The sequence below is a fragment of the Bacteroidota bacterium genome, from assembly GCA_030706565.1.
Lineage (GTDB): Bacteria > Bacteroidota > Bacteroidia > Bacteroidales > JAUZOH01 > JAUZOH01.
Genome location: JAUZOH010000057.1, coordinates 1 through 14,662 on the forward strand (window position 1 = coordinate 1; position 14,662 = coordinate 14,662).

The following is a 14,662-nucleotide window of genomic DNA, read 5'->3' on the forward strand; positions in this document are numbered from 1 at the left end:
GCGACATCAATTATCGCAGCAGCCGTAACCAACGCTTGCATGTAGAACTGGCACTGATACGCCTTTGCAATATTCTGAACCAGTCTCAGTCACCGGTAGAGAAAAAAATTGGCCTGGCACCCACAGAAAAGTCAGCAGATACTCAGACCGCAGCAGCTATAGAGAAAAAGCCTGTTTCAGTCTCTATCCAGGATCATCCCAAGGCGCAGGTAACTTATGATACCTTACCCAAGACAGGCGTCTCAATTAAAGATGCTTTAAAAAAAAAGACTAGTTTAAAAATACAAACTGAACCTGAAGTTGAGAAACCATCAATGGTTGCTGATTCCGGGGATGACGATGTGGATGAGTCTTTGGTTAATAAATTTTCGCCTGAACAATTGAAGGAAACCTGGAAACAGTTTGCAGAAAAGGTAAATAATGAACCCAGGTTATATAATACCCTGATTTCCCAGGATCCGGCTTTAAAAGAGAATTTTGTAATAGAGTTTTTAGTTAGTAATCCTTTGCAAAGTGAAATTATCCAGGAAATTAAAGGCAAGTTGCAGAAGTATCTGAGGACTCAACTGAAGAATTCAAAAATAGTAGTGAATACGGTCATTTCAGAAGTAGAACCTCCAAGTGTCATCTATACTTCTGAAGCTAAATTTAACCATTTGCTTCAGAAAAATCCCAGTTTGGCCCGTTTGAAGCAGGAATTTAACCTTGATTTTGAATAATGAAGATATGGTAACAAAAATTGCACTGATCCTTTCAATTGCTTTGCAGTTTGTAGCTGCCTTTTTAGCTATTCGCCTGACTAAGGTCACCAAATACAATCTCTCATGGATATTGATTTCAGCAGGATTCATTCTGATGACCATCAGCCGCTTTATCGATTTTATCCCCATACTTGATGAAAAAATCCCTATCAACTGGAAAGGAGTAAATATCTGGGTGGGATTTATCACCTCTGTCTTTATTACGGTTGGCGTATTTTTGATCAGGAAAATATTTAAGTTTCTCGATAAGGTTGAACAATCAAGGCGCGAAGCAGAGAAAAGAGTTTTAAATGCTGTGATACAGACTGAAGAAAATGAGCGCAAAAGGTTTGCCAAGGATCTTCATGATGGACTGGGCCCCTTACTTTCGACTGTGAAATTATCCATTTCCACTTTGAGTCAGCTTGAAAAGGATGAGGTCACCAAAAATATAGTTGACAATACCGATGTGGTTATCAATGAGGCTATTAAAAGTATTAAGGAAATTTCAAATAACCTCAGTCCCCATATTTTGAATAATTTTGGACTGGCCAGTGCCATTAACAGTTTTATCAATAAAATAAGCTATACCCGGCAGATCAATATCGCCTTTGACTCGAATATTTTTAACCAGCGTTTTGATGGAAATATCGAAGTGATATTATATCGCGTTGTTTGTGAGTTGATCAATAATACCATGAAACATGCCCATGCCCAGAATATTGAGATTATACTCAACCGGTACGACAGCCGGATTAACCTGGTTTATACCGATGACGGAGTGGGGTTTGATGTCAATCAGGTATTGTTTGACGAGAATTATTCAGGAATGGGTTATTCAAATATATTGTCGCGTATCCGTTCTATTAAAGGAACAATTGATGTGGAAAGTAATGACAACAGCGGCACAAAAGTAGTAATTCAGGTAAGTGTTTGATTGATAAATAATTGAAAAATATTCTGAAAATGGCTATCTTTAAAATAGTAATTGTAGATGATCATGCTTTGTTTCGCAATGGATTGAAATTATTGCTGAGCAGTTTTAAGGATATTGACATTGTCGGAGAAGCATCTAATGGCAAAGATTTGTTGGATTTACTTCAACACACAGAACCGGATATAGTATTGATGGATATCAATATGCCGGAAATGGATGGGGTTGAGGCTACAAGGCTTGCATTGGAACAACACCCCGGCCTGAAAATCATTTCATTGTCGATGTATGGAGAAGAAGAATATTATTATAAAATGATTGATGCCGGTGTGAAAGGCTTTTTACTTAAGAATTCAGATATTACAGATGTCAAACAGGCTATAGAAACGGTTGCAGAAGGGGGAAATTATTTCTCCGAAGAACTTTTATACAGTGTAGTCAAAAATATTCGTAAGGTCAGTTTTAATGAAAACAATAATGCCGGTTTGTCAGAACGGGAAATAGAAGTACTTTGTCAGATCTGCAAAGGGCTGTCAAATTTTGAAATAGCAGATCAGTTGCATATCAGTAAGAGGACCGTGGATAAGCACCGTGCAAATTTACTTGAGAAAACCGGTTCCAAAAATACGGCCAACCTGGTGATGTATGCCATTAAACATAAACTGATTGAAGTATAATTGCAGAGGCTTGTGTCCCATAGATTTTGGCGCAGCCACTTAGTGCAATAAATGAACAGGAAAAAGTAAAATTTTAAATTGGAAGGAATATGATGCCTGAAGGAGGTAGAAAAAAATTATGGAACATCTTAAAATACATTATTTTTCTGGCAATTGGTATTTTTATTTTTTGGTGGATTTATAAGGATTTTAAGCTTGAAGATATAAAGGCAATTTTTAAAGAATTAAATTACGGCTGGCTGATATTGACCATTTTTCTTGGCTTTTTAAGTCAGTTGAGCAGGGCCATCAGGTGGAATATGCTTATCCGCCCTTTGGGGTATAAGCCCAAGCTTAAAAATACCTTTCTGGCAGTTGTTGTTCTTTATTTTGTTAATCTTCTGATTCCCCGTGCCGGTGAAATAGCCCGTTGCACAGTTTTAACAAAATACGAAAAGATCCCTTTGTCAAAATTGATCGGTACGGTCATTGTGGAGCGCCTTGCGGATTTTATCACCATGATCATATTGGGGATCATTATCTTTTCTATCAATGTGAGTTCCTTGCAGAAATTCCTTTTCCTTCATCCTGAAATCAACAACAAACTGATCAAATTGCTTTCCCTTACCAATGTTTTGTTTGGTATAGCTGTCCTTTTCTTTATTTTATTGATTTTTATTATTGCTAAACCCTGGAAACACAGTAAAATGGGAGAAAAGGTGAAAAAAATAAAACATAATTTTACAGATGGAATTAAATCCATCATGAAGCTTGAAAATAAATGGTATTTCATTGGCCATACCTTGTTGATTTTTACCCTGTGGTTGTTAATGCTGTACGCAGTGTTCCTGGCTTTTCCGCCTACAAGGCACCTGAGTATCTGGACGGGGATGTTTACCTTCCTGATGGGGAGTTTTGCCATGCTTGCTCCGGTGCAGGGTGGGATTGGCCCCTGGCATTTTATGATTTATGAAACCCTTTCTATATTTGGCATTAGCCTGGCCGATGGTAAAATTTTTGCACTTATTGCACATACTTCAACTAATTTGATTAACCTTGTGTTTGGCTTTTTAGCTTTGCTTTTATTACCTTTGGTAAATCAAAAGAAGAAAAAGGATCATGGAAGATTATAAACAATATAGTATCCGGGAAGCACAAAAAGATGATCTTCAGACAATTGTCGATATCTATAATTCAACTATTGCAAGCAGAATTGCTACCGCTGATTTGAATCCCGTTAGTTTAAACAATAAAGAGGAATGGTTTAACCGCCATCATCCTGATTCAAGGCCCCTTTGGGTTCTGGTTAGAGTAAATGATAAAAGGATCTGCGGATGGTTGAGCTTTGAATCCTTTTATGGACGCCCTGCTTATCACGCTACTGCTGAAATAAGTATTTACCTTGATAAGGAATTCAGGGGGAAAGGTTTAGGCAGCTATTTGCTTCAACAGGCTATTGATGCTTCTCCTAAGTTGGGATTGAAAACATTACTTGCTTATATTTTCGGACATAATATTCCCAGCCTGGCTCTTTTCCACAGCATGGGCTTTTTAAACTGGGGCCATTTACCCCGCATTGCCGAATTGGACGGTGTGGAAAGGGATTTGGTCATCCTGGGAAAAAGAATATAACATCTTTGCAGCATTTCCCGCTGCCAGCAATTAAATCAATTTTATATAATGAACAGAATTATTAAGGCATTTATCGTTTGCCTGCTTTTTGTCACAAGTGTTTATGCACAGGATTCTCAGAAGATCACACTGGATAAGATTTTTAAAACCAATTCATTTTATCCGCGGACAGTTTATGGTTTGGAGTCGATGAATGACGGATTGCACTATACAACCTTGAAATATGGAAGCGATATTGAAAAATTCAGCTATCAGAGTGGTAAAAAAGTTGAAACGGTTTTTTCCTTATCCGATATCACTGGATTAAAGATACCCGGAATTGATGAATATTCTTTCAGTAAGGATGAAAGTAAATTGTTGCTGGCCACAGATCAGGAAAGCATCTATCGTCATTCTACCCGTTCCACTTATTATGTATATGATTTGAAGACGAAGAAATTGAGCCTGCTTTCTAAGGGTGGAAAACAACAATTGGCCTGTTTTTCTCCTGATGGCTCAAAGGTTGCTTTTGTAAGGGATAATAATATATTCATAAAAGATTTGACTACGGATGAGGAAGAGGCTATAACCAGTGACGGACTGAGAAATCAAATTATTAACGGTGCACCCGATTGGGTTTATGAAGAAGAATTTAGTTTTTCAAAAGGTTTTGAATGGTCACCCGACGGAGAAAAGATTGCTTTTTACCGCATGGACGAGTCGAAAGTCAAAGAGTATGACCTGACTATTTTTGACAGCGACAGCCTTTATCCCCGGCATTATACGTATAAGTATCCCAAGGCCGGTGAAGAAAATTCGAAAGTTTCCATTTGGGTATACAACCTGAAAGAAAAAAAGACTGCCAGGATGGATATCGGCTCAAATGATGACCAGTATATCCCCCGTATTACATGGACAAAAGATCCGGAAACGTTGTGCATACTCCGGCTTAACCGGCTTCAGAACAAACTTGATATCCTGTTGGCGAATGCTGCCTCCGGTAAGTCGAATATTATTCTTTCCGAAACCAATAAAAGGTACATTAAGGAGCCGGACGATAATACGGTTACTTTTTTAGGGGACCAAAAACATTTTATTTATCTGAGTGAACAGGACGGTTACCTTCATTTCTATTTATATGATCTGAATGGAAAGAAAATAAATGAGATCACTCGTGGAAACTGGGATGTGGCCGAGTTTTTAGCATTCGATGATGTCCACAATACCCTGTATTACAGCTCGCACGAAACTTCTCCTTTGCAAACCGATGTCTATTCCATTAATATTGACGGGAAGGAAAAGAAAAAACTTTCTACTTCCGATGGAACCAATACTGCTGTTTTTAGCAGCGGATGCCAGTATTTTATTCACACACATTCTGACGCCAACACTCCTGCATTAACTACTCTCAATAATGCTCAGGGTAAGGTAATCCGTACTTTGGAGGATAATGCCGTTGTAAAGAAGAATATGAAAGCCTGCGGTTTTTCTCCTAAGGAATTTTTTAGTTTCAAAAATTCGGATGGTATCAACCTGAAGGGTTTTATGATCAAACCGAATAATTTTGACAGCCACAGAAAATATCCGGTTTTTATGTATGTGTATGGCGGACCTGAGGAACAGACCGTAAAAGATACCTATAATCATAATGATGCCTGGTTCCAGATGCTTGCCCAAGACGGGATAATTGTTGTTTGTGTTGATAACCGGGGAAGTGACGGAAGGGGGGAAGAGTTCAGAAAGTGCACCTACATGCAATTGGGCAAACTGGAAGTGCAGGATCAGATTGATGCTGCTAAGTACCTGGCTTCGCAGCCTTATGTGGATGGCTCCCGTATCGGTATATTTGGCTGGAGTTACGGAGGATATATGTCAACCTTGTGTATGACCAAAGGTGCCGATTACTTCAAAATGGGCATTGCCGTTGCACCGGTTACTAACTGGCGTTATTATGATTCTGTATATACCGAACGTTTTATGCGTACTCCTCAGGAAAATCCTTCGGGTTATGATGATAATTCACCTATTAATTTTGTAGACAAACTCAAAGGAAAGTTTCTGCTTGTTCATGGCACAGGTGATGATAATGTTCATCTGCAAAATTCTATGGAGTTAATTGAAAAAATGGTACAAGCCAACAAACAGTTTGAGATGCAGTTCTATCCCAATAAAAATCATGGGATTTACGGGGGAAATACAACTTATCATTTGTACACCCGCCTGACAGATTTTATTTTGGCTAATTTGTAGAAAGTATGATAATGGAATAGAAGTCATGATGAAATAAGGCGATTTCCGGATATTAAAATCAGTAATGTCTAAAAGATTGATTTTTCATAGCTGTTGTTCTTTTAAAAAATGACTTTTGGTACAGAGTTCAGTAATTATTATTTTTAAATAATTTAATAACTAATTTTCTATCAGAAATTGCAAACTTATGAAAAAAATTATCCTGATTTTTTTAACTGTTGGTATTCCCCTTTTGCAGGTTTTTTCGCAAACGGGTTCTGCTGCTTTCAATCCCAATCTTGATGTTATGCTCAAATTTAATGAGCTGAAGTTAAGGGATCCGAATGCCTATACGAGAATTGAAGGTTCTCCCTATTTTACCGATGATTTTGTAAACAGTAAAATATATTTTACCAGAGGAGATTCTGTGGGCGCGTCGATACGCTATGATCTCTATAAGGATGAGCTTGAATTTAATCGAAATGACCAGATCGTATACCTGGATAAATCTTATATCAGGAAAGTCAGAATGGGTAATGAACTGCTTGAGGTTCATAAATATAAACTTGGGGAAGAGGTTTTGACAGGATGTTTTTTCTGTATAAAATGCGGAAAAAATTCTTTATTGAAGAAAGTTTCAGTTGTCTTTAAAGAAGCAGAGGGTACAAAGGGTTACCAGGATGCACTTCCCAACAGGTTTGAAAAAAATGACGACGAATATTTTTTAAGTACTGAAGATGGTCAGTTTTTTAAGGTGAAGAATAAAAACGACCTGGAGATAAATTTTGCCGGCAAACCTGAGATTACCAAATTTATCAAAGACAATAAAATAAAACCCGGAAAGGAAAAGGATTTATTAAAACTTATTGACTATCTCAATTTGCAAAAATAAATTGAGCCTGATTTAATCAACATATATGATGAAAAACTGGCCATCAGGAATTAGTATTTCCCGGCTTTAGGTTTTTTATATGATCAAAATAAAATGGGGTTGATTGTTGGATATTAGAAAATCCCAAATCCAATGATCAGTCTGATTAATCCCAAAAATATGGCTATGCTGCACAGGACTATTCCTGCTGCAGCATTTCCTTTTGGTTCTCCAGGGGCCGACTGGATAAAAGCCACAATACCGATGATAAGCCCAATTGCCGCAAAGGGAATATTGATCCAATTCAGGGATCCGAAACATGGGATAAATCCTATAAACATCCCGAAAATTGCTAAAATCCCTAAAACCAAACTTGCTGTTTTCATTTCAAAATAATTTTATAAATAAATTGTTTTGTGTTTACTTTATTAAGCTTAAGCTGCATTTTTTTCTTATAAACCAATAAGATGCCATGAATGAAAAATATTATGGAGTTTAGTAAAAAGGAAAGGAATAATGCCAGGCTTCCGTGGTTTAACAGATAAGCCTGATGAAAATTACCTTTTCCAATTTCTATGAATGCTCTAGTCATTCCACAAAAGGGGCATTCCACGTTGAATTGACTTTTAGACATGCATTGCGGCGAGTGGTTTAAAATCGTCTGACTATCAGCAAACAGAGCAATTGCAATAACAGAAATGGTCACCAACGAAATGATTCCCCAAACTATTTGCAGGGCTGTTTTCTGTTCTTGTTTTGATGTCTGGTTTTTTCCGTTCACCTTTTTATTGGTTGTTCAAAATGTTCAAATGTAATCATATTGAACAATTTCTGTTTTAACATGCCGATCTTTTTATTTATCTTTTTTCCGGGCAATAATAATTGTGTTTTTATTATACTAACATTAAAATTATTCATTCGAATATTTGCTTAAATACTTGAGAAACAGTATATAAATCATTGGAATTCTCCTAAAAAAAACTTATCTTTTCGAAGCAAAATTAAAGGATTTAAAAGTATTGTATTTGCTCTAACATTAATTTATAACGCCATGAAAGAAATACAGGAAGTGGTGAAAAATCTGACAAACAGGTATGGGAAGAATAGAGAGAGCCTTCTGCCCATTCTTCAGGGGATTACGGAGGAGCAAAACTACCTGTCCAGCGAAGCTATGCTTGAAATAGCCCGCGCCCTTGATATTTCGGCTGCTGAAGTATATGGTACTGCTACCTTCTATTCCTTCCTGGATACTATTCCCAGGGGGAAATATGTGATCAGGGTATGCCGTACCATCGTTTGCGATATGCATGGCAAAAAGCAAATCATAAAAACCCTGGAAGATCTGTTAAAGATCAAAGTGGGAGAAACCACCCACAACGGGAAATTTACATTACTGGAAACAAATTGCCTGGGATGGTGCCACAAGGGGCCCTGCATTTTGGTGAATGATGACATATACACGGAAATCACCCCTGGCAAAGTGAATGCTATTATCAGTGAGTACAGGAATAAATGATGGAGGATGAGCCAGATGGAAATGAAAAAATTAAAAAGGGTCGATTTTATCTTTAGTAAAGATTTTAATGTATCCGAAGTACTTTTCGGTACTTTTAAAAAGACCCGGGATGAAATCCTCCAGGGAATAATCAATTCTGACCTTAAAGGCCGGGGAGGGGCTGGTTTTCCTACCGGTCTTAAGTGGAAGGCTGCCAAAGAAGAGAAAAACGGCGGAAAGTACATTATTTGCAATGCAGATGAAGGAGAACCGGGAACTTTCAAGGACAGGGCAATCCTTGAGGAAGCCGCACAGAAGGTTTTTGGGGGAATGGCCCTTTGTGCCAAGGTCATTGGTGCCAGGAAGGGCTGGATATACCTGAGGGGTGAATATAAATTCCTGGTCCCTCATCTGAGAAAGGAACTGGCTATATTCCATGAAATGCTGCATAACGACTTGGGATTCGAATTTACCATAGATATTTTTACCGGCAGTGGTGCTTACGTTTGTGGTGAAGAAACCGCCCTTTTACAGTCGATGGAAGGGAAAAGGGGCGAACCCCGCAATAAGCCTCCTTATCCGACCAGCATCGGACTTTATGATAAGCCTACAGTGATCAACAATGTTGAAACCCTTGCTTTGACGATGATGGTTGCCAAAATAGGGGCTGAGGAGTTCAAGAAACTTGGCATCCAGGATGCACGCGGGGGAAAATTGTTCTCTGTATCTGGCGATACGCCTAAAGGTGGCATATATGAGCTGGAATTCGGAATGCTCCTTTCCGACTTTGTGGAAGAATTTGGCGATGGCGATACCAAAGCAGTGCAGGTTGGCGGTGCTTCCGGATTCTGCGTTCCCAGAAAGAAATTTGATTCCACCACTATAGGCTACAAAGGAAAATTAACAGGGACTTCACTGCCTACAGGTGGTTCCATGATGCTTTTCAACAGTTCCCGGTCCATGTACAACGTTTTGCACAACTATCTTGAATTTTTCGCAGAAGAATCTTGCGGCCAGTGTACTCCCTGCAGGGTGGGTACACAACAGTTGCTCAAGGGAATAGAGGCAATTAAAAGAGGGGAAAAGTCGCACGAATATCTCGAAGTGCTTTTAAGCCTTTCAGAAACGATGAAGCTTACATCGAAATGTGGACTTGGCCAGTCAGTTGCAAATTCATTTTCTTCTATTGTGGAGAATTTCAGGGAAGAGATGATTTATTAAGTACAGTTTGAAAAAATTAATCAAAGGGTTTAAAACATACGATAATGTCTAAGAAAGTGATGGTAAATTTCAGTATAGACGATATAGAGATGAGTATGGAACAGGGAAGTACCATACTGGATGCTGCAAAGAAAGAGAATATCCGGATTCCTACCCTTTGCTATCACGAGGATCTATGCGTAGCAGGCAATTGCAGGGTTTGTGTGGTGGAGATTGAAGGGTGGCACACGCTTACTACGGCCTGTTCGACCCCAATTATGGAAGGGATGAAAATACATACCATTACCCCTAGGGTCAGGAAGGCGCGGAAGGATATTATTGCCCTGCTTGTTTCTGAGCACCATACGCAATGTACAACCTGTTACAGGAGCACAAACTGCGAATTACAGGCTCTGGCATCAGAATACAATGTCGACAACGCAGTTTATCTGAGTGTGCTCAAGCCAAATCTTGAAATTGACCGTTCTTCGTGGTCGATTGAAAAGGATGAAAGCAAATGCGTGCGCTGCCAGCGTTGTGTCAGAACCTGTTCTGAATTGCAGAAAGTAAATGCCCTGGCAGTGACCCGTAAAGGAAGGGAAATGAAAATATCAACATTTATGGAACTTCCCATGAATGACGTGGTATGTACCAACTGTGGCCAGTGTATTATCCATTGCCCGACCGGTGCGCTGACCGAAAGGCGCTATTTCGACCAGATTTGGGATGCCATTGGGGATCCGCAAAAACATGTCATCATCAATACGGCTCCCTCTGTGCGGGTTGCTTTGGGCGAAGTATTGGGCTTCCCTGTCGGTACCCGTGTCACCGGGAAGATGGTTACTGCACTGAAAAAAATAGGTTTTGATTCGGTCTTGGATACTGATTTTGCCGCCGACCTTACTATTATGGAAGAAGGGTATGAACTTTTACACCGCTTAAAACGTTCGATTGTGGATGGCGAAGATGTGGCTATTCCGATGATCACCTCCTGTTCGCCCGGATGGGTGAAGTTTATCGAACATATGTATCCGGAATTTCTGCCACATCTGAGTACCTGCAAATCACCTCAGCAGATGTTCGGTGCCATGGCGAAAACATACTATGCTTCGAAAATGGGGCTGGATCCTAAGAATATCGTGAGTGTGGCCGGAATGCCTTGTGCTGCCAAGAAATTCGAAGCCAACCGGCCGGAAATGACCAGCAGTGGTTTTCAGGATGTTGATGCAGGGCTTACTACCCGTGAAATTGGCATGATGATAAAACAGGCCGGAATTAATTTCCTCGAACTTGAAGATACCCCATTTGACAGCATCATGGGCGTTTCCTCAGGTGCTGGAGTGATATTCGGGGCAACCGGAGGAGTGATGGAAGCAGCTCTTCGCACTGTCTATGAAGTGGTGACAGGCCGCGATGTGCCTTTTAAAAATTTGAATATTACTCCATTACGTGGATTGGAATCCATCAAGGAAGCAACTATTAAGCTTGAAGGCTGCAAACCCGAATACAGTTACCTGGAAGGGATAGAGCTCAGGGTGGCCATTGCTCATGGATTGCTGAATGCACGCGTTATGATGGACCAGATTGTGGAAGGCAAATCTCCTTATCATTTTATAGAGATCATGGCCTGTCCGGGCGGCTGCATTGGGGGTGGGGGACAACCTATTCCGACCAATGACGAAATTCGCAGAAAACGGATTGAAGCCATTTATGCTGAGGATGAAGGAATGCCTATCCGCAAATCGCATGAGAACCCGGAGATTATTCAGATCTATAAAGATTTTCTCAAGGAACCCCTTGGCCTAAAATCTCATCAACTACTACATACCAAGTATACCAAGAGAAACAGGTATTGATTTGTTTTTGAATATATTGTCCCCGGCAGGTGGGGCCTTGTTTTATTTTAGCAGTTTGTTGATTTTTAAAAGTAATAACTTTCTGTCTAAGGGTTTGATGATAAAATCTGAACACCCGCAGGCAAGTACTTTGTTTTTATCAGCAACAGTAGAAAAAGCAGACTGGGCAATCAGGGGTAAATCAGGTCTGATTTTTTTGATCTGTTTGGTAGCCTGATAACCGTCCATTTCGGGCATTTTTATATCTATTAATACCAGGTCAATCTGTGGGTTTGATTTGCACATCTCAACAGCTTCAAGGCCATTTGTAGCCCTGAGAATTTTAAAATTTGCTTCAGCTAATATTACATCTAATAACATAAAATTAGAATCTTCGTCCTCAGCAATTAATATTGTTTTTGCTTTATTCAGTTCATATTTTTGCCTGTTTTCAGGCAGTTCAGCAATCAATGAGTTTTCAATGGTCTTTTTATAAGGGATGGTAAAATAGAAAGTTGAACCCTGCCCGGGTTCGGAGGTCAACCAAATTTTACCGCCAAGTAGTTCGACATAGGCCTTGGATATGGACAAACCTAAACCAGAGCCTCCGAATTGCCGGGCACTTGTGATTTCGACCTGACGGAAGCGCTTAAAGATCTCTTCATGCATTTCCGCTGGGATTCCAATACCGGTATCACTTACATAAAACTGAAATGAACGGATATGCCCCGTTTCTATAATTTTATATCCAAAATCGACGGAACCCTCTTTGGTGAATTTTAGTGCATTGCCAACCAGATTGGTGAGAATTTCAGTTATTTTGGTTCCGTCAGTTAATAAATTGGCTTCTGAGTCGGGCATGGATAAATGATAGTTCAGTGAAATGTTTTGTTTTTCGGCTCTGGCGGAAAATTGTCCATAGGTAAATTTCAAGACTTTGTTCAGATTAACTTCCTGTTCGTAAATTTTTGTCTGGCCGGCTTCAATCGTTGCCGTACTTATGATATCTGAAATAATGGATAGAAGTTGATCGCTGCTTTGAACAATTATTCCGGTGAAATTTTTCAGCTTTTCAGGGAGGAGCACAGAACCATTAAGCAGGGTCGAAAAACCTACAATAGCATTCAGGGGAGTCCTTATTTCATGTGAAATATTATGCAGGAATGCTGTTTTCAACCTGTCACTTTCTTCAGCCTTTTCTTTGGCAATAATCAAATCGTCCATTATCTTTTTCTTTTCAGTAACATCTTCGGTAATGAGGATGTAATTTCTGATTGATCCGTTGCCTTCAAATAATGGAGATATGATCACATTTTCCCAGAAAAAAGTTTCATCTTTCTTCCGGTTAAGGTATTCGCCCCTCCAGATTTTCTTTGCATTTAAGGTTTCCCACATTTTTTCGTATGCTTCGGGGGAAGAATGGCCGGGATTAAATATCCGGGGCTTTCTCCCTTTCACATCATTTAAAGAATATTGCATAAAGGAAACAAATTGGGCGTTAACAAATTCTATTTTCCCATCCGCATCTGTAATGATGATAGAAGTAGGACTTTGTTCAATAGCCTTGCTGAGGGTTCTGATTTGTTTTTCGGAGTTTTTACGTTCTGTAATATCCAGGTAGGATGAGAGGAAATGATTAACCGTACCATCATCATTGCGTATGCAGACGGTCGAAAGGGTTGCATAAACAATGCTTCCATCTTTTCGGATTAGTCTTTTATCAAGTTCATAGAAGTCTTTTTTCCCTTCCAGAACTTCCAGGAAATGTTTATTATTTTCTTCATAATCGTCGGGATGTGAACAGTCGACCCAACTGTGACCTGTCAATTCCTCTCTTGTATACCCCAGCATCTGGCATAACTTTTTGTTGACTTCTACCCATATTTTGTCCGCTGTAGTGACACTTAACCCGATAGAAGCAGAGTCGAAATAAGATTGAAACTCCTTTCTGCTTTTGAGTAAGGCCTCCTCAGTCAGTTTTTGTTCTGTAATATCCATGACTGTCCCTGCCAGTCTGATTATTTCTCCCTGAGCATTTTTAAGGGCATGAAGGTTGGTTTCAAAATATTTTTCTGCGCCATGAATAGGTAAAGTCCTGTATACTTCCTTTTCTGTTATCCCTGTCTTTAAAACACGGTTAAGGGTTTCTGCTATCTGGGCCCGGTATTCTGGATGTAAAATTTGAAGGAATTCATTAAATTCAGGCTTTCCTTTGGCCGGATCGAAACCGAGAAGATTGAATAATTCCTTTGACCAAAAATCATTGCCTGTAACAGGATCCAGTTCCCAATTACCCATGTGGGCTAAACTTTGGGCGTGTTCTAATCTGGCTTCATTCTGGCGCAGGGCTTCTTCTGCCAGTTTCCGTTCGGTAATATCCGAAATATATCCTTCCAAGGCAATCAGTTTATCATTGTCGAATATTCCCCGTCCACGTTCCCATACCCATTTGTGTTCCCCTGAGGCGGTTCTGATTCTATATTCTGTGGTGAAAGTTTTTTTATGGGCAAGTGCATCCTGGATTTCTTTCCAAATAACCGGCTGATCGGCTGGTTCAATGATCGATTTGTATGAAATTTTTAGGTTATGGGTAATATCCTCTGGGGAATATCCCGTTAGCTCGGTTATTCCGTCGCTGATGTAATACATCGTCCATTCCTGATCATTGCTACATTGATAAACTACACCTTTTAAGTTATTTACAATGGAATTTATTTTGCGGTTACTTTCTTTTAAGGCATTTTCTGTTTTTTTACGTTCGGTAATATCCCGGATAATCAAACAGGCTCTTTCCCGTTTCTCTTTATCTAAAAATAGTGAAATGGAAACCTCGGCCGGAAATTTTGAACCATCTTTGCGTACCATGGTGAGTTCTCCCCGGAAATTTCCTGATTGGGAATATTCTTCTATACTGGTTCTTAATGTAGGATCTGCAATATCTGCAATATCGTCCCGGGTAAGGGAAAGCATTTCCTGTTCCGTATATCCAAATATTTTGCAGGCAGCCGGATTAGCAGATAATAATAAGCCATCAGGGGTTGCAAGGATAATGGCATCCATGCTGGAATTGAAAAGGAGACGATATTGTTCC

Annotated in this window: 13 protein-coding genes; 10 read left to right on the forward strand and 3 right to left on the reverse strand. The window is 39.5% G+C overall.

The window, feature by feature from the left end; all coding sequences use genetic code 11:
- The 7 genes from Q8907_04895 to Q8907_04925 form a co-directional block, all read left to right on the forward strand.
- The coding region (locus tag Q8907_04895) for a hypothetical protein (protein MDP4273599.1) at positions 1-719 on the forward strand (719 nt) is incomplete at its 5' end.
- Positions 720-726: 7 nt separating this feature from the next.
- On the forward strand, positions 727-1,677 hold the full coding sequence (locus Q8907_04900) for a histidine kinase (GenBank protein MDP4273600.1): 951 nt from the start codon (positions 727-729) through the stop codon (positions 1,675-1,677).
- Positions 1,678-1,706: 29 nt separating this feature from the next.
- The gene (locus Q8907_04905; protein ID MDP4273601.1) at positions 1,707-2,351 is read left to right on the forward strand and encodes a response regulator transcription factor; all 645 of its coding nucleotides are present in this window, start codon (positions 1,707-1,709) and stop codon (positions 2,349-2,351) included.
- An 89-nt stretch (positions 2,352-2,440) separates the two neighbouring features.
- Complete coding sequence (locus tag Q8907_04910; GenBank protein MDP4273602.1) at positions 2,441-3,463, forward strand: lysylphosphatidylglycerol synthase transmembrane domain-containing protein; 1,023 nt, start codon at positions 2,441-2,443, stop codon at positions 3,461-3,463.
- Positions 3,450-3,962, forward strand: coding sequence for an N-acetyltransferase family protein (locus Q8907_04915; protein ID MDP4273603.1), 513 nt, complete (start codon positions 3,450-3,452; stop codon positions 3,960-3,962). The genes Q8907_04910 and Q8907_04915 overlap by 14 nt, the downstream gene beginning before the upstream one ends.
- A 48-nt stretch (positions 3,963-4,010) precedes the next feature.
- Positions 4,011-6,191: a S9 family peptidase gene (locus Q8907_04920; GenBank protein MDP4273604.1), complete on the forward strand. Its 2,181-nt coding sequence runs from the start codon at positions 4,011-4,013 to the stop codon at positions 6,189-6,191.
- A 187-nt stretch (positions 6,192-6,378) separates the two neighbouring features.
- The gene (locus Q8907_04925; GenBank protein ID MDP4273605.1) at positions 6,379-7,062 is read left to right on the forward strand and encodes a hypothetical protein; all 684 of its coding nucleotides are present in this window, start codon (positions 6,379-6,381) and stop codon (positions 7,060-7,062) included.
- A 113-nt stretch (positions 7,063-7,175) separates the two neighbouring features.
- Here the strand turns inward: Q8907_04925 and Q8907_04930 are convergent, their stop codons facing one another.
- Both Q8907_04930 and Q8907_04935 read right to left on the reverse strand, forming a co-directional pair.
- On the reverse strand, positions 7,176-7,427 hold the full coding sequence (locus Q8907_04930) for a hypothetical protein (GenBank protein ID MDP4273606.1): 252 nt from the start codon (positions 7,425-7,427) through the stop codon (positions 7,176-7,178).
- On the reverse strand, positions 7,424-7,822 hold the full coding sequence (locus tag Q8907_04935) for a DUF2752 domain-containing protein (GenBank protein ID MDP4273607.1): 399 nt from the start codon (positions 7,820-7,822) through the stop codon (positions 7,424-7,426). The genes Q8907_04930 and Q8907_04935 overlap by 4 nt, the downstream gene beginning before the upstream one ends.
- Before the next feature lie 270 nt (positions 7,823-8,092).
- On the opposite strand from Q8907_04935, the gene nuoE reads away from it, so the two are divergent.
- From nuoE to Q8907_04950, 3 genes are read left to right on the forward strand one after another with little or no spacing between them, the layout of a single operon-like run.
- Complete coding sequence (gene nuoE / locus Q8907_04940; GenBank protein MDP4273608.1) at positions 8,093-8,557, forward strand: NADH-quinone oxidoreductase subunit NuoE; 465 nt, start codon at positions 8,093-8,095, stop codon at positions 8,555-8,557.
- A gap of 6 nt (positions 8,558-8,563) precedes the next feature.
- Positions 8,564-9,757: an NADH-ubiquinone oxidoreductase-F iron-sulfur binding region domain-containing protein gene (locus Q8907_04945; protein ID MDP4273609.1), complete on the forward strand. Its 1,194-nt coding sequence runs from the start codon at positions 8,564-8,566 to the stop codon at positions 9,755-9,757.
- Positions 9,758-9,801: 44 nt separating this feature from the next.
- Positions 9,802-11,592, forward strand: a complete 1,791-nt coding sequence (locus Q8907_04950) for an NADH-dependent [FeFe] hydrogenase, group A6 (GenBank protein ID MDP4273610.1) — start codon at positions 9,802-9,804, stop codon at positions 11,590-11,592.
- Between the two features lie 42 nt (positions 11,593-11,634).
- Here the strand turns inward: Q8907_04950 and Q8907_04955 are convergent.
- On the reverse strand, positions 11,635-14,662 hold a 3,028-nt coding region (locus Q8907_04955), incomplete at its 5' end, for a PAS domain S-box protein (protein MDP4273611.1).